The organism is Clostridium yunnanense, assembly GCF_016595795.1.
In the GTDB taxonomy this organism is placed as follows: domain Bacteria; phylum Bacillota; class Clostridia; order Clostridiales; family Clostridiaceae; genus Clostridium_AR; species Clostridium_AR yunnanense.
In genome coordinates this window covers 373,744-392,628 of record NZ_JAENHN010000037.1, presented here as the reverse complement: position 1 = coordinate 392,628, position 18,885 = coordinate 373,744, and the positions used below count along the sequence as shown (strand labels likewise).

The following is an 18,885-nucleotide window of genomic DNA, read 5'->3' as shown; positions in this document are numbered from 1 at the left end:
TTAGAATCCTCTCCCTAGACAAGATTTGCATATTATAGTTGTTCCTTTATTAGCAGTTATATAGTCATTACCCTTTATTTTTTTCCCACATATTGAGCAGATATTTGCAGAGAATGTTTCCTCTTTCTTCTTTGAATTATTAATTAGTGTTCTAGCTTTATTAGATGGAGGAGAGTAGCTAACCTTTTCTACAGGCACTTTTCTTTTCTCAATCTTATATTCCATATCAAATTCGCTTTCACCAAAAAGCTCAAGTTCAAAGCGAGGATTATCTTTATCATAAAATTCTTCAATTATTATACGTCTTATCTGAGCATCATTTATTATTAAACCGCTTTTTTCAATTCCATCAAATATACTTTTAGTTATATTATTGGTATCAGGATGGCGTTTAAAGCTTTTATAATATACTTTTAAAACAGCTATTACAGCTTCTTCGATAACAATATTAGGATTTTGAGATCTGGCCTGATAAGCTATCTCTTCCTCATATAATGCATATCTATCATGGTACTTTCCACTATTATAAGGTAATATAGCTCTACCATTGGCATTAAAAAGTTTAAAGTTTGACTTTGTTATTGGTGAACCTAGTACCATAACTTTTGCGTACGAACTATTCATTAAATTAAATCTCCTTTTGTTATCAAGTGTACATATAGATAAACTACTTCATATTAGAATCTATCCAAATAAAGATTCGTAGAAGCGCCGAAATCTTTATTTGGAGTCCAAGGACTGAAGTAGTTTATCTATAATATATTTTAAGCTATAAAGTAACTTATTACAAACTAATAAAAGAACGTTAGTTTGCTATTTTGAGCATATTAATTAAAAATTTCTGAAGAAATTCTTAATTAATAGTTTTCCATTAGTAATTCGTTGATAATCATTTGTCAATCAAGTATAATACTTAATGAATTTATTAATAAAAGAGGTAAAAAACATGAGTAGAACATTAATTTTAGCTATAGAAAGTAGTTGTGATGAAACTTCAGCAGCAGTAGTTGCAGATGGTAGAGAAGTTCTTTCTAATATAATTTCATCACAAATTGATATACATACAAAGTTTGGTGGAGTAGTTCCAGAAGTTGCTTCAAGAAAGCATATAGAAGCTATAAATTCAGTTGTAGAAGAAGCTTTAGAAGTTGCAAAGGTTAGTCTTGATGATATAGATGCAATAGGGGTTACCTATGGACCAGGACTGGTTGGAGCGTTACTCGTAGGGGTACAATATGCAAAAGGCTTGGCATACTCATTGAATAAGCCATTGATAGGGGTAAACCATATAGAAGGTCATATTTGTGCTAATTTTATAGAGCATAAGGACTTAAAGCCACCTTTTGTATGCTTGGTGGTATCAGGAGGTCATACTTTTATTGTTCATGTTCAGGATTTTGGTAAGTTTGAAGTTATAGGACAAACAAGAGATGACGCAGCTGGAGAGGCTTATGATAAGGTAGCAAGAGCAATTGGGCTTGGATATCCAGGAGGCCCTAAAATTGATAAGCTGGCAAAGGAAGGTAATCCGAAGGCTATAAGCTTTCCGAGAGCAAATTTTCACGACAATAGCTTAGATTTTTCTTTCAGTGGAGTAAAATCCGCAGTACTTAATTATCTTAATAAGATGGATATGACAGGTCAAGAAGTAAATAGGGCTGATGTAGCAGCGTCCTTCCAACAAGCAGTAATAGATGTTTTAACAGAAAACGTAATAGAGACTTGTAGAAGAAAAGATGTTGATAAAATAGCAATTGCTGGTGGGGTTGCATCTAACAGCGCCTTAAGAAGAGAGCTTACTGAGAATGCTGGCAGAAAAGGAATTAAGGTATTATTCCCCGCACCAGTTTTATGTACTGATAATGCTGCAATGATTGGGAGCGCAGCATATTTTGATTATGTCAAAGGAAATACTTCAGCTTTAGATCTAAATGTAAAACCAAACCTTAAACTTGGCGAAAGGTAATCAGAGGTGGCCTTACATGAGTTTTATTCCTTATTCAAACAGTTTTCATAAGATAAATTTAAAGGATCCTATAAAGCCATTTAAAGTATTTAAGATATTCATTTATTTGCTTTTGGCCATGGTGCTTTTTGGATTCATATACAAAACAATCGATACAAAGATAATGGATTCTAAGATAAAGCCTAAAGGAAAATATGTAAGAATAGACGGCAAAAAGTTTAGTTACGATGTTTATGGCAGTGGAGAATATACTGTTATTTTAGATGGAGATGTAGGGCTTGGCATGTCACAGTGGAGAAATGTCATTAATGGGTTAAAAGATGGATTTGATGGAAGTATATTCATGTATGATAGAGAAGGGTATGGATTTAATGATTCAAGTTCTAAAAAAACCATAGAGGATCAAGCAAGGGATCTTAAATTGGTTTTAAAGAGGGCTGGTGTAAGTGGTCCATACATATTAGTGGGAGAAGGATATGGAAGTCTTGTTATGACTAACTTTGCAAAGATTTTTCCTCAAAATGTAGCTGGAATGGTATTAATAGATCCAATTAATGAAAAGACTCTTTCAGATGAAAAAAGTATTAAAAAATATAGTAGTCTTCTTACAAAAGAAAAGATTTTGCATGTAGGTTCGTATGTTGGATTAACTGATCTTTTAAAAAAGTTTGATTTACTAAAAGATAATAAGAATTTTTTGGACGGGCTAAATAGTTATGATAAAGAGGAGTTTGAATATCATATGCTGGGACGTAACTATAATGGTGCCTATGAAAATGAACTTAATAATCTTGTAAAGGGCAAAAGTAATTCTCAGGACCAGGGTCTTATACAAGATAAGCCTCTTTCATTAATAATCAATGAAAATAATGATGTGAATATGCAAAAGGAATTATCAAAGTTATCAAAGCCTGAGTTGATTGATATAAAAACTGTTAATAATAAGGATAAAGTAACTTCCCAAAATGATAGTGAAATAGTAATTAATCAGATAAAGGCTGTAGCAAAGAAATATAAGCAGACAAAAAAGCTTCAAGATCAAAATAAGAATAAGTAAGGTGCTGTTAAAGCACTGGGTTAAAAAATTAAGCAGTTATTCATCCTAGGCTTTAATTCTAATAGCTCGCTCATAGAGCATCTCCTGTATAACTGTTTAATTTTAATAATACTATATAAGTTCTAATAAGTTTTAATCATAAAAATTATTGAAATAATAATATTTTATATGATTAATTGATGAAGCAAATTAAATAAAACTTATATATTAAATATAATAAAAAAGTTTTAGTTGTCATTAAATTGTCACAGAGAAGCCTTATTATAAAAACATAGAGATGAGATAAATTTACATCAGGAGGGATAATAGATGGATAACTTTAATGATGATTTTAATAATGAAAACAAAAACAAGTTTACAGACGATTTAAATAATACTAACAGTTATAATAGCTTTGAAAATAGCTCAAATAATATATCTGATAACAACTATAATAATACAAATGAGCAAAGTTTTGTTTTCGTAAACAATGATACTCAAAACCAAATCAATAAGCCTGTTACAAATTGGCAGACAGTAGAATATACTCAGCCTATGAATGACAATGAACCAAAGAAGAAAAAAAGAAGAGGAAAAGTAGCTGCTTTGGTTGCAGGAGCACTAGTTTGTGCAGTGATAGGTGGTGGAGTAGGTGCAGGAACGCTTTATTACTTAGAAAAAGGGAACGGTGGTTTAACTGCTTCAGGTAGCGGAAGTACTGCTATAAAAAATGTAACGTATGATCCACCTAAGTTTTCAAGTTCAACTACGGCTATGAGCGTAACAGATGTAGTAAAGAAAGTATCTCCTGCAGTTGTAACAGTATCTACTAAGAGTGTAGTAAGCTCTCAAAACTTCTTTGGACAGCAACAACAGCAACAACAAGAAGGTGTTGGTACTGGTTTCATAATCAACGAACAAGGATATATATTGACTAACTATCATGTTGTATCTGGTGCTGCACAAGTTAAAGTAACGCTTAGCGATGGAAAAGAGCTAAATGCAAAAGTTTTAAATTATGATCAAAATCAAGATTTAGCAGTGGTTAAGGTTACAGACAACTTTAAAGTACCTGCAATTGCTGAACTTGGAGATTCAGATGCTCTTCAATCTGGTGAAGAAGTTATAGCAATAGGAAACCCGCTAGGAAAAGAATTTGTTGGAACAGTTACAAAGGGAATTATAAGTTCTACTGCAAGAACTATTGATATAAGTGGAACTAAAGCAACTTACCTTCAAACTGATGCTGCAATAAACCCAGGTAACAGCGGAGGTCCATTGATTAACTCTAAGGGACAGGTAATAGGAATAAACACAGCTAAGACATCAGAGACAGGTGTAGAAGGTATAGGATTTGCAATTCCTATAAATCATGCTAAAGATAGTTTGGACTCACTTTCTAAACCTAAAATAGTTATAGGAATAGGCGTTAAAAATGTGACTGAGGATGATTCAAAGGCTTATAATCTTCCAGTAGGTGTTTATGTTACTAGTATTTCTGATTTCTCTTCTGCACAAAAAGCAGGAATACAAACTGGTGACATTATAACAAAGTTTGAAGGAAAGCAAGTTAAAACAATTGATGAACTTAACAAGCTAAGAGATACTCACAAAGCTGGAGATAAGGTTAGTATTACTGTGGTTAGAGACGGAAAAGAAGTAAACCTACAGTTAACATTACAAACTCAATAATTATTTGAGGTTTAAGAACTTATACAGTAATCTGAGAGTATAAGAACAAAGAATTAGATTTATGACAATAGATTAAGTTAATATATTTAAATAGAAGCACTGATACTATTAAATTATCCCCCTTTTTTAATAGTGTCAGTGCTTTATTTTCAAAATAAGAAAATAATTCATGACAACAATTACAGATAAAGTATTGCTAAAGTGATTTTAGAAATATATCATATAAGTAAGAGGATTTTTCAGAATATTTTTTAATTCGATCTGGTACATACATCTATACAGGTGAGTATTAGAAATTAGCGTAAAATGTTTTTTAAAATTCATACTTACTGGTTATATTAATAAAATATCGGAAGACAAAGAGTATATATTAATGGATAAATATATTTATAGAATAATATTATATTAAAAACTTATAACGTATAAAGTTTATTTTGGTTAATGGGGAGTGAGTTTATGAAGTATGTTATTGGAGTTGATGGAGGAGGCACTAAAACAGAAGCTATTGCCTTCGATATGCAAGGAAATATAATAAAGTCAACAGTAAAAGGTTTTGGTAATCTTTTAAACGATAGAGTACAAGCTTTAAACAACATTGAAGCTTCAATTAAAGACATAACAGATGTTTTTGGCACTGAAGATTTAGTATATATATATTTAGGATTAGCAGGTTCTGAATTTGGTAATAATGCGAAACTTGTAGAGGATGCCTTAGAAACTAGCTTCAAGGTTCCATGTGAGGTTATGAATGATGGAGAATTAGCATTAAAAGCATTATTAAAAGGGGAAGATGGGATTCTAACTATAGCTGGTACTGGTTCAATATGCTTTGGGATAAACAATAAAATAAGCGAAAGAGCTGGAGGCTGGGGAAACCTGTTAGGTGATGAAGGAAGTGCTTATAAAATTGCTATTGAAGCACTTAAGCTCATGATTAATGAAAAAGATTATAAATTGCCATTCAGTAATTTAAGTTTAAGCATTTTAAATTATTTGAATATAAATGAAGCAGAACAAATAGTAGAATTTGTATACTCCAAAACAAAAGATGAAATTGCTGCACTTGCTGCCGTGGTTTCAGAGGAAGCTGAAAAAGGAAATGAAGTAGCTAGAAATATATTAGTAACCGAAGGGATAAGCCTTGCAAAGACTACAGAATGTGTGTACAAAAAACTTAACTTTGATAACTGTAGTATTGGGCTCGTAGGTGGAGCTATAAGAAAGTCAAGAATACTAAGAAGTGCCTTCGAAGAATATTTAAAACAAAGATTAAACATTATAAGCTTTATAGATGAGGATATGTCACCTGCAAAAGGTGCTTATTATATATATAGAAAATCATTTGAATAAAGGAGAAAATAAAATGAGAAGATTAGGCATATCAGTTTATCCAGGTCATCAAAGTACTGAAGAAATAATAGAATATATAAATTTAGCTGGTAAATACGGTTATAAAAGAATTTTTACATGTCTTATCTCAACAGATAAAGAGATAGATGAGACAGTAAGAGAATTTAAACAAGTTGTAGCAGCTGCTAAGAATAATGATATGGAAGTAATTGCAGATTTAGATCCAACTGTATTTAAAAGATTAAACGCAACAATACATGACTTAGGAATATTTAAAGAAATGGGACTTGATGGTATAAGACTAGATATGGGCTTTAGCGGTATGGAAGAAACCTTAATGACCTACAACAAATATGGTCTTAAAATAGAACTAAATATGAGTAATGGTACTAAATATGTAGATAATATAGTATCTTATAAACCTAATTTAGAAAATCTATATGGATGTCATAATTTCTATCCACATGTTTATACAGGTTTATCTTATGAACATTTCTTAAAATGTTCAATACAATTTAGAGAGTTTGGTCTTAAAACAGCAGCCTTTGTAAACTCTGAAACTGCAGATCATGGTCCATGGCCAGTATCAGAAGGACTTTGCACATTAGAAGAACATAGAACACTTCCTATAACAGTACAAGCTAAGCATTTGTTTGCAACTGGACTTATAGATGATGTTATAATAGCAAATGCCTTTGCTTCAGAAGAAGAACTAAAAGCTTTAAGTGAAGTTAATAAGGAAATGTTAGAATTTGATGTTGAGCTTGAAGAAAATATATCTGACATAGAGAAAAAGATAGTTTTAGAAGAATATCACTTTAATCGTGGAGATGTATCAGAATATATGGTGAGAAGTACTCAAAGTAGAGTAAAGTATAAAGGATACGGTTTCCCTCCATACAACACTCCAGACATGAAAAAAGGAGATATACTAATAGATTCAGACCTTTATTCTAGATATGCAGGTGAACTTCAAGTTGCATTAAAACCTATGAAGAACTATGGCAAAACTAATGTGGTAGGCCATATTGTAGAAGAAGAGTTATTCTTACTTGACTACTTAGAACCATGGAGAACCTTTGGATTTAGATTAAAGAAGTAATATATATTTAATTTGAACAAGGATTTTAAGTGTATTATTACTAAAGATGTACCAGTTAGACCCGAAATCTATTTTTAAAACTCGCACAGTTTCTAGTGAGGGAATTAAAAAATGAACTTTATTACTTAACGGTACATTCATATATATAATTAAAACTAGTTAGTATTGAAGAACTACTTTACTGTGAGATAGCTGTAGACTCTAAGTCATATTAGAGTTTTAAGGCTATACTTTAGGAAAGTAGTTCTTTTAGTTATAGAAGCTGCACGTGTGGGGGATATGTTATTTATAAAATATATCATGGTAAGTGTGATAAAATATAGATTTATAGTTCTAAAAATGCAAAATGGTGCATACATATAAAAAAAGGGCTTAATGGAGGTAATTATGCCTTTACTTGCACGTTTTAAATTAAATAATGTAGAGAATGTATTTAACGATTTTATAGAGCTGGAAACAGAAGAGTATAAATTAAGAAAGCCTAGTAAAATGGATACTAGAGATATTATAGATATATACGAGAATAAAGATATAATGACATACGATAGAGCGCTATTCATAAAAAATGAGAGTAGCGCAAAAAAGTTTATTGAACAACTTAATGATATGTATGAGGAAAGAGAAAGAATAGACTGGGCTATAGAAGATAAAAAGCTAGGCAAAGTAATAGGCCTTATTGCACTTTTCAATATAAGTGTGTTAGATTCTAGAGCAGAAGTAGGATACGTACTAAATAAAGATTATACAAACAAAGGAATAATGCAGTATATTTTAAAATGGATGGTAGATTTCTCTTTTAATTTTCTTTGTATACACAAGTTAGAAGCCAACGTCAATGCACAGAATACTCCGTCTATAAAGCTATGTGAGAAGATAGGTTTTGAAAGAGAAGGACATAGAAAAAAGCAGGATTTTGATAGACGAACTGGTGAATATAATGATAACTATACTTATGGGCTCATTAATGATAATTGGCAGATCATTTTAGAAAAAATAGAATAGAAAGAATATTTTATATAAAATTTAAAAATACTGTTGCAAAAATAAGAAAAAGTGGTACAATATTACTTGTACCTGGCCCGTTGGTCAAGTGGCTAAGACGCCACCCTCTCACGGTGGAATCAGGGGTTCGATCCCCCTACGGGCTACCATATAAGATAAATCCAAGGTTTGAAATAAATTTAAACCTTGGATTTTTTTATTTTCCCACATACTTCCCACATAAGACACGAAAAGTGATAATAAGATATGAAAAAAAGTGTGGAGTAACTACCTATAAGCTTTTAAACATATAATTAAGTTTTTCCACAGCATCAACCTTTTGTTTAGGAATAACATGTGTATAAATATTGGCAGTTATTTCTATATTGCTATGACCTAGTAGTTGAGAGACAGTTTTTAATGGAATCCCTTGCTCAAATAGTTTCGTAGCATATGTATGCCTTAGTGCATGGAACTTTTTATGTTTGATGTTAAGCTTTTTTAGAAGTGATGCGTAGCTATTATATAAGTTGCCAACATCAATAAGATTTCCTATTGCAGTCGTAAAGATATAATCACTATTAACATATAGCTCTCCAGCAGCTAATTTATCTTTCTTTTGTTTAATTTCTAATTCTTTAAATAATGGGAGTAAGGATTCAGGAAAAGGAATGGTTCTTATAGAGTGAGAATTTTTTGGAGTTTGGATAATAGTCTGTTTTTTTCTTGAACCATCCTCATCAATTAAATATGTCTTTGATAATGATCTTTTGATACAGATCTCTTTACTTTGAAAGTTAATATCATCCCATTGGAGGGCGAGTAATTCACCTCGTCTCATTCCAGTACCAAGATTAATCAAAATAATATGCTTTAAACTATGTTTACTTAAGCCGTCTACTAAAATTTTAACCTCTTCATCTGTAAAGTATTCTACTTCTTCGTCTTGGGGTCCAACTATTTCATCGGAAGGAATAACTATCCTTTTTCCAGAGCATGGGTTCTTTAGCATATAACCTTCATCAACACAGTAATTAAAAAACTGTTTTAGAAGTTTATTAAGATATTTTATTGAATTACTACTTTTACCTATGCTTTTTAAATTATTATAGTATCTTTGAATTTGAATTGACTTTAGATCACTCAATTTAATATTATAGATTAAGCTATTTTCGATATAATTTCTAAATACGCCCTCGTACCTAGAGAAACTGGCTGGTTTTATATTAGAGGATATTCTAACAATCTCAAACAACCAACTTCTCATTAAGTTTCCAAGAATAACATTAGAGAAATCAATATTCAGACCTTCATTAATTCCATTTAGATACTGGTCTTTTTTTTCTTCAGCGTCTTTTTTATTCTTTCCATAGAATTCTTTGCGAATTAATTTACCATTACAATCTCTACCTAAGGTTACTGTTACTCTGTAGTATTTAACTCCATTTTTCTCATAATTGGTTTTAGGTTCTCTGGCCAAAGTTCCACCTCCTTATATGTTAATTGTGAGGTATCTATATTAGTTTCTCCAGTTGAAATATTTTCCCTTGTCGACATATCGTCAGTTTCTTTTTCTTTTAATATATCACCGTTTAGTATTAAGAGTTGTATACCTAAGTTATTTAATTTCTCTATTATAAGTCTTTCGTCTCCCACACCATCAATCCTTTCACACTCATAAAATCATTGACTACAAAAAGCTTATTGACTACAGTCCACGGAACGTATGTTCTCATATCTATTGATATATTATCATAACTATTCACATTTGACAAATTCATGGAAATTGGGCAGGTATAGGAGTATATTTACAAAAAATATATGTAGAATGTTGCAATATCAATGGATGAAAGTATATTGTTATACGATTACGACTTTAATTTCACATAATTACGACAAAAGATTACAATGTAAATAATTTGTTAATAATTATTAAGAGGAATAAAAAAAGAGATGCCATATTTGACATCTCATAATTACTTCTTATTTCTAATCTTATCTAATTCTTTTGCAAGTCTGTAAGCTTCTTCAAGTTCTTCTTTGGTGAGTCCATCTGGTTTTACATCTTTATTTAAAATAAACTCTATCTTATCATTGTTCTTCTTATATTCAATTATTTCATAGCTATTTTTTAGGTTCTTAGCTATTTCATTTAAATTTGTAATAGCTTCATTTGGAAGGTCTTTCGTATTCTCAAATAGTTCCTTTAATTTTGGATCGACTATTACAATTTCTTCTTCCTTAGGTTCCACTTTTTCATATATAGGGGTATTAGTTTTGCCTAGGAGGTAATCGGTAGAAACATTAAAATATTCAGCAACCTTAATAACAAAATCTATTTTAGGTTCTCTTAAGTCATTTTCATATCTACTTAAAGTTGCTTTGGTTGTATTTAAGTCCTCAGCCATAGTATCTAAAGTAACATCTTTAGCGTTTCTTAATTCTCTTAAAATTTGTCCAAAGCTATACATCTTATCACCTCCAACTCTAATTATAAGAAAAGTTACCAAAAATAAAATACAAGTTACCAAAAATATAATATTTATTAAGAAATTTATTGACTAGTTACCAAAAGTATAATATTATAAAGTTACCAAATGGATAACGAAGGCGGTGCATTGAATGAATAAATATAATTCAGAACTAAAGTATTTAAGAACTAAATTTGGTTATAGCCAAAAGCATATGGCAGATATAATAGGAACTACGCCAGCAACATATAATCGAAAAGAGAATGGGTTAAGAAATTTTACAGTATCTGAGGCTATTGCAATAGCAACTATTTTTAATGAAGCAATAGAAAAAATTTTTTGCAATGAAGTTACCAAAAATGCAACAAAATCTTGAATTAGTTTATGGAATTATCTTTAAACGTAAACTAGGAGACTTATGGAGGATAACAAGAGGAGTGATATTCGTTGATAGGTAAAAAATTGAAAGAACTTAGAAAAGTAAAAGGTTACTCAATTTCAAAACTTTCACTGAAAAGCGGTGTCTCAAGAACCTTTTTAGGTGATCTAGAGAAAGGTAAGTACAGTAATCCAACTTTGAAAGTGATTTGTTCTTTATGTCTAGCATTAAATATAACTCCAAATGATTTAATACCTAAAGAGTATTATGAGGTGAGAAAATGGAAGAGTTAAAGATGATAATCAAGCAAGCATTGGAAGAAGTAAAGCCAACAATAAGGGAAGAGCAAAAATTAACATTAACAATCGATGAAGCAGCGAAGCTTAGCGGAATAGGGAAGCATAAGATATCTGAATTTGTTTATCAACAAGATTTTCCATGTGTAAAAATCGGCAATAAAACGCTTATAAACAGAAAGTTATTTATAGATTGGCTAGATAGGGCCAGTGAAGAGAGGAGAGCTTTATAGTGGGAAGGTTAGAAGAAATAATGGTTGAGCATTTCAGAATTTCAGATGAAACCTCAAAACTTATTCATGGGAGAATATCTTTTAAAAGTGAAGAGGAAGCTCGGAATTTTGCTAAGGTTATTGAGGATAATATGCAGAAAATAGAGAATCTCGGAGAAGAGATAGATGTATTAATAAACAATTTTATTAGTTGAAAAGCCGTATAATACAAATTTATTATAGATTGACTAGATAGGGCCAGTGAAGAGAGGAGAGCTTTATAATGTGCAGGTTAGAAGAAATAGTAGTTGATCATTGCAGAATTGCAAATGAAACTTCAATCCTTATTAAGCAGAGATTATTTTCAAAAAGTGAAGAAGAAGGTCATAATTTCACTAAGCTCATAGAGAGCAATATTAAGAAATTAGATGAGTTAAGAAAAGAAATACCGTTTTTAATAAAGACTTAGAATAGCTGAAAGGTTATATACATCTGTCAAGTATAGAGAGCAGCAGGACGTATTATGAGTAGAATATTAAGATTGTAAGGGAGTTGGAGAAGTGAGTAACTTAATAAAAATCAATAATCAGCAACTAGAAGTAAAGGAGTTTAAAGGACAAAAAGTAGTGACTTTTAAGGATATTGACAGATTACATGAAAGAGCTGAAGGAACTGCAAAGAGGAACTTTAATGCTAATGCCAAACATTTTGTGGAAGGTGTAGATTTCTATTTTGTAAAACCTGCCGATGTTAAGAAGTATGAAATTCGTACATCTGAAATTAATAATGCAGGGTCTTATTTAATAACCGAAAGTGGATATCTTATGTTGGTTAAGTCACTTACAGATAATTTAGCATGGAAAGTTCAAAAAGAATTCGTTAGTAACTATTTCAGACTTAAAGAAATAGTTAGGGCTGATGGAATCAAGGTAATATCGCTATTACATGCTGAGGTTGGAGAGCTTATAGCAGCAACAAGCCAAATTGAAAACAGAGTTGAGAATTTAGAAAACACAATGACAATTGATTATTCTCAACAACTCATACTCCAAGAGTTAGCAAGATCAACAGCTATTGAAGCTATGAGAGGGAAAGAGAATAAAGCCTACAAGGATAGTAGTCTTAGGAGTAAAGTATTTTCACAAGTCTGGAAGGATTATAAGGAATATTTCAATGTGAATTCTTATAGAAACACATCAAGGGTAGAATTTATGAAAGCAAAGGAATATTTGAGAAACTGGAAACCACAGGGCAAACTCCTTAGGTCCATTGAAGACTTGAATAATGATGTTGAAAAAATTGAAGAAGGATTTATATGCTAGATATAAATTTATTGTATTTGATAGTAGATAACAATCTAGGCTATGCCTAGATTGTTCCGAAGAGGAGAAGACAAACTATTGGATTTGTATGTAATTCATATGAATAAATAGCTTATTTTTGGAGGTAGTAAATTGGATATTAGAATACTTCAAAATTATATAAAGCGTTGCAAAATGAATGGAATAAAGCCTACTTGGACCGGGTTTAACAATTACAGATGTTTTACTATTGAGAATAAGGAGAGATGTGGGTATGACTTATAGAATTCTATACGTAGACTTTTGGAAGGATCCTAAGATAATGGAAGAGATGACTCCTGAAGATAGATACTTTTATTTATATCTTTTAACTAACCCTAATACTACAAGTACAGGAATTTATACCATAAGTAAAAAACAGATGGCATTAGAGCTTGGATATACTACTGAGACTGTAAATGCATTGATGGATAGATTTATAAATCATCATAAACTCATAAAGTATAACTGTGAAACTAGGGAAATAGCATTAAAAAACTGGGGGAAGTACAACCTAGGTAAAGGAGGCAAGCCTGTAATGGATTGTCTTACAAAAGAGTTAGGCTTGGTTAAGGACAAAGCTTTGATTTGCTATGTGGCAGAAAGCATTAAGAGTGAAGTAATACTAAGCCTTTATGAAAAATTTTACGATACGTCAACGACTCGTGAACGTATCGTACCACGACAGGTTGTCAATACAGAAACAGAAGAAGAAACAGAAACAGAAGAAGAAACAGGAACAGAAAAAGAAAACTATACAGAAAAAGAGATAAAGACAGGAAACATTATAAAAAAAGAAAATCAAGTAGTAAAACAAAAGCAAATCAAAACTATATTTTATGATACTTCTGTTAGTTGCACAGTAAATCATGAAGATGAGGTTGCTTTGTCTCTCTCTAATCATTACAAGAGTATTAGCGGAGATACAGAAGGACTTAACTTAGGTGCTCTAAGAGTAGCAATAAAGCAGCATGAATCTATAAATGTAAAAAGAGCCATAGATAAAGCTGTAGCAGCTAATAAACCTTCAATGAGGTATATCAATGGAATACTGAAAAATTGGGAGAAAGAAGGTTACCCAAAGGATGAAGCGGGATTTGATGGTACTAAAACTCCTAAACAAAGTAGTAAGATACTAAAGTTTACTGACTATCCTCAACGGGAATATGACTATGGGGAGCTTGAGAAGAAACTACTAAAATGGGACTAAAACTAGGTTATGTGGGAAGTAAATCATGAAGAATTGAAAGGGTGATTTGAAATGGAAGAGAGTGTTGATAGCGAGCTTCAATCTTTAAAACAAAATTTAGCAGAGAAAGAAGAGCGAATAAAAAGGCTTGTTGGAGAGAATATCACTCTAGTTACCGAGAATATGAAGCTTGCTTATGATGTTAAGTGGCTAAGAAATAGAGTAGAATTCTTAGAGCTTTACGGTAAAGGATATATGATTAATGGGTTGATGGAGAGTCAGGGGGAATATATGGTGGTTCTTATAAAGAAAGGGAAATCTTTTGAGAAAAACTAAGGAAAGGTTTGATAATTAAACTAGATAAAAGTATATAAAACCAATAAGCATACATTATTTTTGTATCTTTATAATTTTTATTAAGCATATGTAATTCAACTTCGATTATCTGAAGCTAAATTACATATGATTTCGTTTAAAAACACGTGGAGACACTTGAGAAGATAGTAAAGAATTAGCCTGATATCGAGGGTCATAGAGGATTTTGAGTAAATATTGAAGTAAGTTTTGTTTTCCCTCAGACTGATGTCCGAGGGAATTTTTTATTTAGGGGGATGCACCTTTATGCAGAAAAAAGAAATTTGACGTATGGTATAGGTTTTGCATTGAAATCTAGTCTTACTGCCTTATTGTTATTTGTAGATAGAATTGGTCTCATTATATTATATTTCAGTTTAAAACATTGCAACTATAAAACAAATGATTTATAATTGTTATTATATATTTTATGGGGGTATAATATGACTACATCAGAACAAATCAAAGTCTTGTGCGTCAGAATGGAAATTAGTATATCAGAACTTGCACGGCGTATTGGACAGTCTCCACAAAATTTTAATGCTAAATTGAAACGGGGAACAATAACCGAAAAAGAATTGATAAAAATAGCTGACTCTATGAATATTAAATATGAGCAGTCTTTTACTCTGCCTAACGGTGAAAAAGTAGAATTACGCAATGAGTAAAACAATAAAGAATTGTACTGGAGGGAAATAAGATGGCAGTTAAAAAGACAGAATTATATAGTTCGCTTTGGGCAAGTTGTGATGAATTACGAGGCGGAATGGATGCCTCACAATATAAAGACTACATTCTAACTTTATTATTTATAAAGTATGTAACAGATAAGTATAAAGGGCAAAAATATGCAGATATTAAAGTTTTTGATAAGGAAAACGACCCTGAAAGTGACTCTAAGAAAAGAACAGGCTGTAGCTTTGATGATTTTATAGCACTTAAAAATAGCAATAATATTGGTGAAGGGATGGATAAGATTATTGCTAGACTTGCAGACGTTAATCCACGTCTAAAAGGAGTAATTGATAATGCTCACTTTAATGATGAATCTAAAATTGGTAAAGGAAAAGAGATGGTGGACAAATTGTCTAATCTCATTTCTATTTTTCAACGACCAGAATTAAATTTTAAAAATAACAATGCTGAAGGCGATGATATTATTGGAGATGCCTATGAATACTTAATGAGAAACTTTGCTACTGAAAGTGGTAAAAGCAAGGGACAATTTTATACCCCTGCAGAAGTATCTCGAATTTTAGCTAAGGTAATCGGTATTGATAAATGTGATAATCGAGATGCTGAAGTGTGTGATCCAGCCTGTGGTTCTGGTTCTTTATTAATTCGTGCATTGGAAGAAGTTCCCTTTGAAATTGCTGGATATGGGCAAGAAAAAGAAGGAACAACAGCAGGTCTAGCTATGATGAATGCTGTACTTCATAACAAAGCAGCTGTTGTAGTAAAGTCAGGTAATACTTTTTCAGATCCACAGTATTTTAAAGACAATGATGAAACTGAGTTGCGTAGATTTGATTATATTGTAGCAAATCCGCCTTTCTCAACAAAAAATTGGACTAATGGCATAAAAGAATATGGTCGATTTGAAGGTTATGGAGATAGGCCACCAGAAACTAATGGAGATTATGCTTGGCTACTTCATATTTTAAAAACCCTTAAATCTAATGGTAAGGCTGCAGTTATTTTGCCACATGGGGTTCTTTTTAGAGGCAATGCAGAAGCAACTATTCGTAAAACAATTATTGACAAAGGCTTTATTAAAGGAATTATCAGCCTGCCTGCCAACTTATTTTACGGCACAGGAATACCGGCTTGTATACTAATAATAGATAAAGAGGATGCCGCTAATAGACAGGGCATATTTATGATTGATGCAAGTAAAGATTTTATAAAAGATGGCAATAAAAACAGGCTTCGTGAACGTGATGTGTATAAGATTGTAACTACTTTTAATAATCAAATTGAAACTAATCCCAAATACTCCCGTTTTGTTCCGATGATTGAGATAAAAGAAAAGAACGAATACAACCTTAATATTTCAAGATACATTGATACAAGCGAAGCTGAGGATTTACAAAATATAAAGGCTCATATACATGGAGGTATTCCTGCGTTGGATGTGGATAGCTTAGATAGATATTGGGCTGAGTTTTTGAATCTTAAAGATACTTTGTTTACAGAATATGATGAAGGGTTTTATAAACTAAATATTTCAAAAGATAGAATACGACAAACAATTTATTCAAATGACGAGTTTGCAATTTATGGTAGAAAGGTAGATGCAGCTTTTGAAAGTTGGAAAAACTATGCTAATGAATTACTACTATCATTAAATACAGAAACTTCTCCGAAACAGCTGATTTTCAATTTGGCTGAAAAAATCCTAGTACAGTTTGAAGCATTAAATCTTATAGATAAATATGATGTTTATCAAGTGTTGTTAGGCTACTGGCTAGAGGTTATGGGGGATGATGTTTTCTTAATTATTAATGACTCAAAAGGTTACTCTCTTGCAAGAGAAACCGAAAGTATTATAGGCAAATTTACATCTGGTAAGAAAAAAGGTCAAGAAAAAGTTATCGGATGGGATGGAAAGCTTATTCCTAAAACAGTAATGATTGACGCATTTTTCCCTACTGAGAAAGCCACAATTCAAGATGCTGAAAATGTTCTTGCTGAAACAGATGGGAGATTAACAGAAATAATAGAAAACACAAAAGAAGATTCTATACTTAATGATATAAGCTCAGATGATGGTAAAGTAAAAATAAAAGATATAGAGTCTGAAATTGAAAAGATACACAGTCACATAAAAACGGAAGAATCAATAGAATTAGAGGTATTACTTTCACTTTTTCCAATGAAGAAAAATGAGTACGTTGCGTATGTGTCATCTCATCAACTATGTAAAAATGCTTATACTGATAAAGGAACTATTACAAAAGCATCTATAACCGAGCGTTTACAAAAAATAAGATCTACTGGACAGATGCCAGAAATTTATTTAAATGATTATGAGGAATTAAAGGCCGCATATGAACTTTCAATTAAAGCTGACGAGTTTTCTAAACTAATTAAAGAATTAAAAGTACAACTAGATGAAAAATGCAAAGAACGCTATTCAACGCTTACCGATGAAGAAATCAAAGACCTTTTAATCAATCGTAAGTGGTATTACTCCATTGGAAATGGAATAGAAAGCCTTTACTCTGCAATATCACATAGAATTGCCAATCGTGTTACAGAATTGGCTGAACGATACGAGCAAACTTTGCCGCAATTAAGCAAAGAGGTTTCTATATTAGAAGATAAGGTTAAAATCCATCTTGAAAGGATGGGTTTTGTATGGTAGTTCCAAAGGAATGGGAGATATTAAAAATAGAGGATTGCTTGAATATTGAAACAGGAGATAAAAACACAGAGAATAAAGTTGACGGCGGTAGATATCCTTTTTTTGTACGTTCACAACAAGTAGAAAGGATAAATAGCTATAGTTATGATTGTGAGGCGGTATTAACTGCTGGTGATGGTGTCGGAACAGGAAAAGTATTTCATTATATATCTGGTAAATTTGATGCACACCAAAGAGTTTATGTAATGACAAATTTCAAACAAATAAGTGGTAGGTACTTTTATTACTACTTTTCATATAACTTCTATTCAGAAGTATTAAAATATACTGCAAAGTCATCGGTTGATTCTGTTAGAAGAGATATGATATCTCAAATGGAAATACCAATACCTCCATTAGAAGAACAAGTAGCCATAGCTACTGCACTATCTGACGTTGATGACCTTATTACTTTATTTGATAAGCTAATTTTAAAGAAACAGTCGATTAAACAAGGCGCAATGCAGGAGCTGCTAACAGGCAAGAAAAGACTTGATGGATTTGGTGGCGAGTGGGAAGAAAAAACTTTAGGAACTTGTTGTAATATTTTAAATGGAGATAGGGGTGTTAACTATCCTTCTGGAAATGAATTCATAGATATAGGGGTTCCTTTTATAAACGCAGGACATATTAAAGAACGAAAAATAAGTTTTGATAATATGGATTATATTTCTGATGAGCATTATCAAAAATTAAGTGGAGCAAAGATTGAAAGTGGAGACGTGTTGTTCTGCTTACGTGGCTCGCTAGGAAAACACGCAAAGGTTGAATTTGACTATGCAGCACCTGCTTCCTCATTATGTGTAATTAGATGTAAAAATAATTTAATCAACAATAATTTTTTATTTCATTTAATGGGGTGTAGCATAATTAAAAATCAAATAGAAAATTGTAATACAGGTTCTTCACAACCTAATTTATCTGCTAAAAACATTGATGATTTCTATATACCACTTCCTTCAATTGAAGAGCAAGTAGCGATAGCTACTATCCTATCGGATATGGATAGTGAGATTGGTGAGTTAAAAACAAAACTTGAAAAGTTTAAACAAATTAAACAAGGTATGATGAGTGAACTGCTTACAGGCAGAATGAGGTTTATTTAGGCAAA

22 protein-coding genes and 1 tRNA gene are annotated in these 18,885 nt (G+C 31.6%); 19 read left to right on the top strand and 4 right to left on the bottom strand.

The features are described from left to right. A complete protein-coding gene (locus tag JHL18_RS13220) occupies nt 1–624 on the bottom strand; it encodes a RusA family crossover junction endodeoxyribonuclease (RefSeq protein WP_200269896.1) in 624 nt (207 codons plus the stop codon). Between the two features lie 322 nt (nt 625–946). On the opposite strand from JHL18_RS13220, the gene tsaD reads away from it, so the two are divergent. From tsaD to JHL18_RS13185, 7 genes are all read left to right on the top strand, one after another. Continuing rightward, nucleotides 947–1,966 (top strand): tRNA (adenosine(37)-N6)-threonylcarbamoyltransferase complex transferase subunit TsaD, encoded by a 1,020-nt coding sequence (gene tsaD, locus JHL18_RS13215; RefSeq protein WP_200269894.1) that lies wholly within the window; start codon nt 947–949, stop codon nt 1,964–1,966. Between the two features lie 16 nt (nt 1,967–1,982). Beyond that, a complete protein-coding gene (locus JHL18_RS13210) occupies nt 1,983–3,023 on the top strand; it encodes an alpha/beta fold hydrolase (protein WP_200269892.1) in 1,041 nt (346 codons plus the stop codon). A 309-nt stretch (nt 3,024–3,332) separates the two neighbouring features. Continuing rightward, complete coding sequence (locus JHL18_RS13205; protein ID WP_200269890.1) at nt 3,333–4,694, top strand: S1C family serine protease; 1,362 nt, start codon at nt 3,333–3,335, stop codon at nt 4,692–4,694. Between the two features lie 456 nt (nt 4,695–5,150). Next, complete coding sequence (locus tag JHL18_RS13200; RefSeq protein ID WP_200269888.1) at nt 5,151–6,044, top strand: N-acetylglucosamine kinase; 894 nt, start codon at nt 5,151–5,153, stop codon at nt 6,042–6,044. A gap of 13 nt (nt 6,045–6,057) precedes the next feature. Beyond that, nucleotides 6,058–7,146, top strand: coding sequence for a DUF871 domain-containing protein (locus tag JHL18_RS13195; protein WP_200269885.1), 1,089 nt, complete (start codon nt 6,058–6,060; stop codon nt 7,144–7,146). A 387-nt stretch (nt 7,147–7,533) separates the two neighbouring features. Continuing rightward, nucleotides 7,534–8,148, top strand: a complete 615-nt coding sequence (locus JHL18_RS13190; RefSeq protein WP_200269883.1) for a GNAT family N-acetyltransferase — start codon at nt 7,534–7,536, stop codon at nt 8,146–8,148. 74 nt (nt 8,149–8,222) lie between these two features. Beyond that, a tRNA-Glu gene (locus tag JHL18_RS13185) sits at nt 8,223–8,297 on the top strand. A gap of 122 nt (nt 8,298–8,419) precedes the next feature. On the opposite strand, the gene JHL18_RS13180 is transcribed toward JHL18_RS13185, so the two are convergent. The 3 genes from JHL18_RS13180 to JHL18_RS13170 all read right to left on the bottom strand — a co-directional run bounded on the left by JHL18_RS13180 (nt 8,420) and on the right by JHL18_RS13170 (nt 10,598). Continuing rightward, a complete protein-coding gene (locus tag JHL18_RS13180; RefSeq protein WP_200269881.1) occupies nt 8,420–9,607 on the bottom strand; it encodes a tyrosine-type recombinase/integrase in 1,188 nt (395 codons plus the stop codon). Continuing rightward, complete coding sequence (locus tag JHL18_RS13175) at nt 9,550–9,783, bottom strand: hypothetical protein (RefSeq protein ID WP_200269879.1); 234 nt, start codon at nt 9,781–9,783, stop codon at nt 9,550–9,552. The genes JHL18_RS13180 and JHL18_RS13175 overlap by 58 nt, the downstream gene beginning before the upstream one ends. Nucleotides 9,784–10,103: 320 nt before the next feature. Continuing rightward, complete coding sequence (locus JHL18_RS13170; RefSeq protein WP_200269877.1) at nt 10,104–10,598, bottom strand: helix-turn-helix domain-containing protein; 495 nt, start codon at nt 10,596–10,598, stop codon at nt 10,104–10,106. Nucleotides 10,599–10,749: 151 nt separating this feature from the next. Here JHL18_RS13170 and JHL18_RS13165 point away from each other — a divergent pair, with 151 nt between their 5' ends. The 12 genes from JHL18_RS13165 to JHL18_RS13115 all read left to right on the top strand — a co-directional run bounded on the left by JHL18_RS13165 (nt 10,750) and on the right by JHL18_RS13115 (nt 18,880). Continuing rightward, nucleotides 10,750–10,974: a helix-turn-helix transcriptional regulator gene (locus tag JHL18_RS13165; protein ID WP_200269875.1), complete on the top strand. Its 225-nt coding sequence runs from the start codon at nt 10,750–10,752 to the stop codon at nt 10,972–10,974. A gap of 71 nt (nt 10,975–11,045) precedes the next feature. Next, entirely contained in the window at nt 11,046–11,270 is a 225-nt protein-coding gene (locus JHL18_RS13160) for a helix-turn-helix domain-containing protein (RefSeq protein ID WP_200269873.1), read from the top strand. Beyond that, nucleotides 11,258–11,506, top strand: a complete 249-nt coding sequence (locus JHL18_RS13155) for a helix-turn-helix domain-containing protein (protein ID WP_200269871.1) — start codon at nt 11,258–11,260, stop codon at nt 11,504–11,506. Before JHL18_RS13160 ends, JHL18_RS13155 begins: the two co-directional genes overlap by 13 nt. After that, nucleotides 11,506–11,700, top strand: coding sequence for a hypothetical protein (locus tag JHL18_RS13150; RefSeq protein ID WP_200269868.1), 195 nt, complete (start codon nt 11,506–11,508; stop codon nt 11,698–11,700). Before JHL18_RS13155 ends, JHL18_RS13150 begins: the two co-directional genes overlap by 1 nt. Before the next feature lie 68 nt (nt 11,701–11,768). Then, on the top strand, nt 11,769–11,954 hold the full coding sequence (locus JHL18_RS13145) for a hypothetical protein (RefSeq protein ID WP_200269866.1): 186 nt from the start codon (nt 11,769–11,771) through the stop codon (nt 11,952–11,954). A gap of 91 nt (nt 11,955–12,045) precedes the next feature. Further along, nucleotides 12,046–12,807: an ORF6C domain-containing protein gene (locus JHL18_RS13140; protein WP_200269864.1), complete on the top strand. Its 762-nt coding sequence runs from the start codon at nt 12,046–12,048 to the stop codon at nt 12,805–12,807. Between the two features lie 132 nt (nt 12,808–12,939). Further along, complete coding sequence (locus JHL18_RS26250; protein WP_274600957.1) at nt 12,940–13,071, top strand: hypothetical protein; 132 nt, start codon at nt 12,940–12,942, stop codon at nt 13,069–13,071. Further along, the gene (locus tag JHL18_RS13135) at nt 13,061–14,035 is read left to right on the top strand and encodes a DnaD domain protein (protein ID WP_200269862.1); all 975 of its coding nucleotides are present in this window, start codon (nt 13,061–13,063) and stop codon (nt 14,033–14,035) included. The genes JHL18_RS26250 and JHL18_RS13135 overlap by 11 nt, the downstream gene beginning before the upstream one ends. Nucleotides 14,036–14,086: 51 nt before the next feature. Further along, nucleotides 14,087–14,350, top strand: coding sequence for a hypothetical protein (locus tag JHL18_RS13130; protein ID WP_200269860.1), 264 nt, complete (start codon nt 14,087–14,089; stop codon nt 14,348–14,350). 461 nt (nt 14,351–14,811) lie between these two features. Further along, a complete protein-coding gene (locus JHL18_RS13125) occupies nt 14,812–15,036 on the top strand; it encodes a helix-turn-helix domain-containing protein (RefSeq protein WP_200269858.1) in 225 nt (74 codons plus the stop codon). A 32-nt stretch (nt 15,037–15,068) separates the two neighbouring features. Further along, complete coding sequence (locus JHL18_RS13120; protein ID WP_200269856.1) at nt 15,069–17,735, top strand: type I restriction-modification system subunit M; 2,667 nt, start codon at nt 15,069–15,071, stop codon at nt 17,733–17,735. After that, nucleotides 17,729–18,880: a restriction endonuclease subunit S gene (locus tag JHL18_RS13115; protein WP_200269854.1), complete on the top strand. Its 1,152-nt coding sequence runs from the start codon at nt 17,729–17,731 to the stop codon at nt 18,878–18,880. Before JHL18_RS13120 ends, JHL18_RS13115 begins: the two co-directional genes overlap by 7 nt. Nucleotides 18,881–18,885 lie beyond the last annotated feature (5 nt).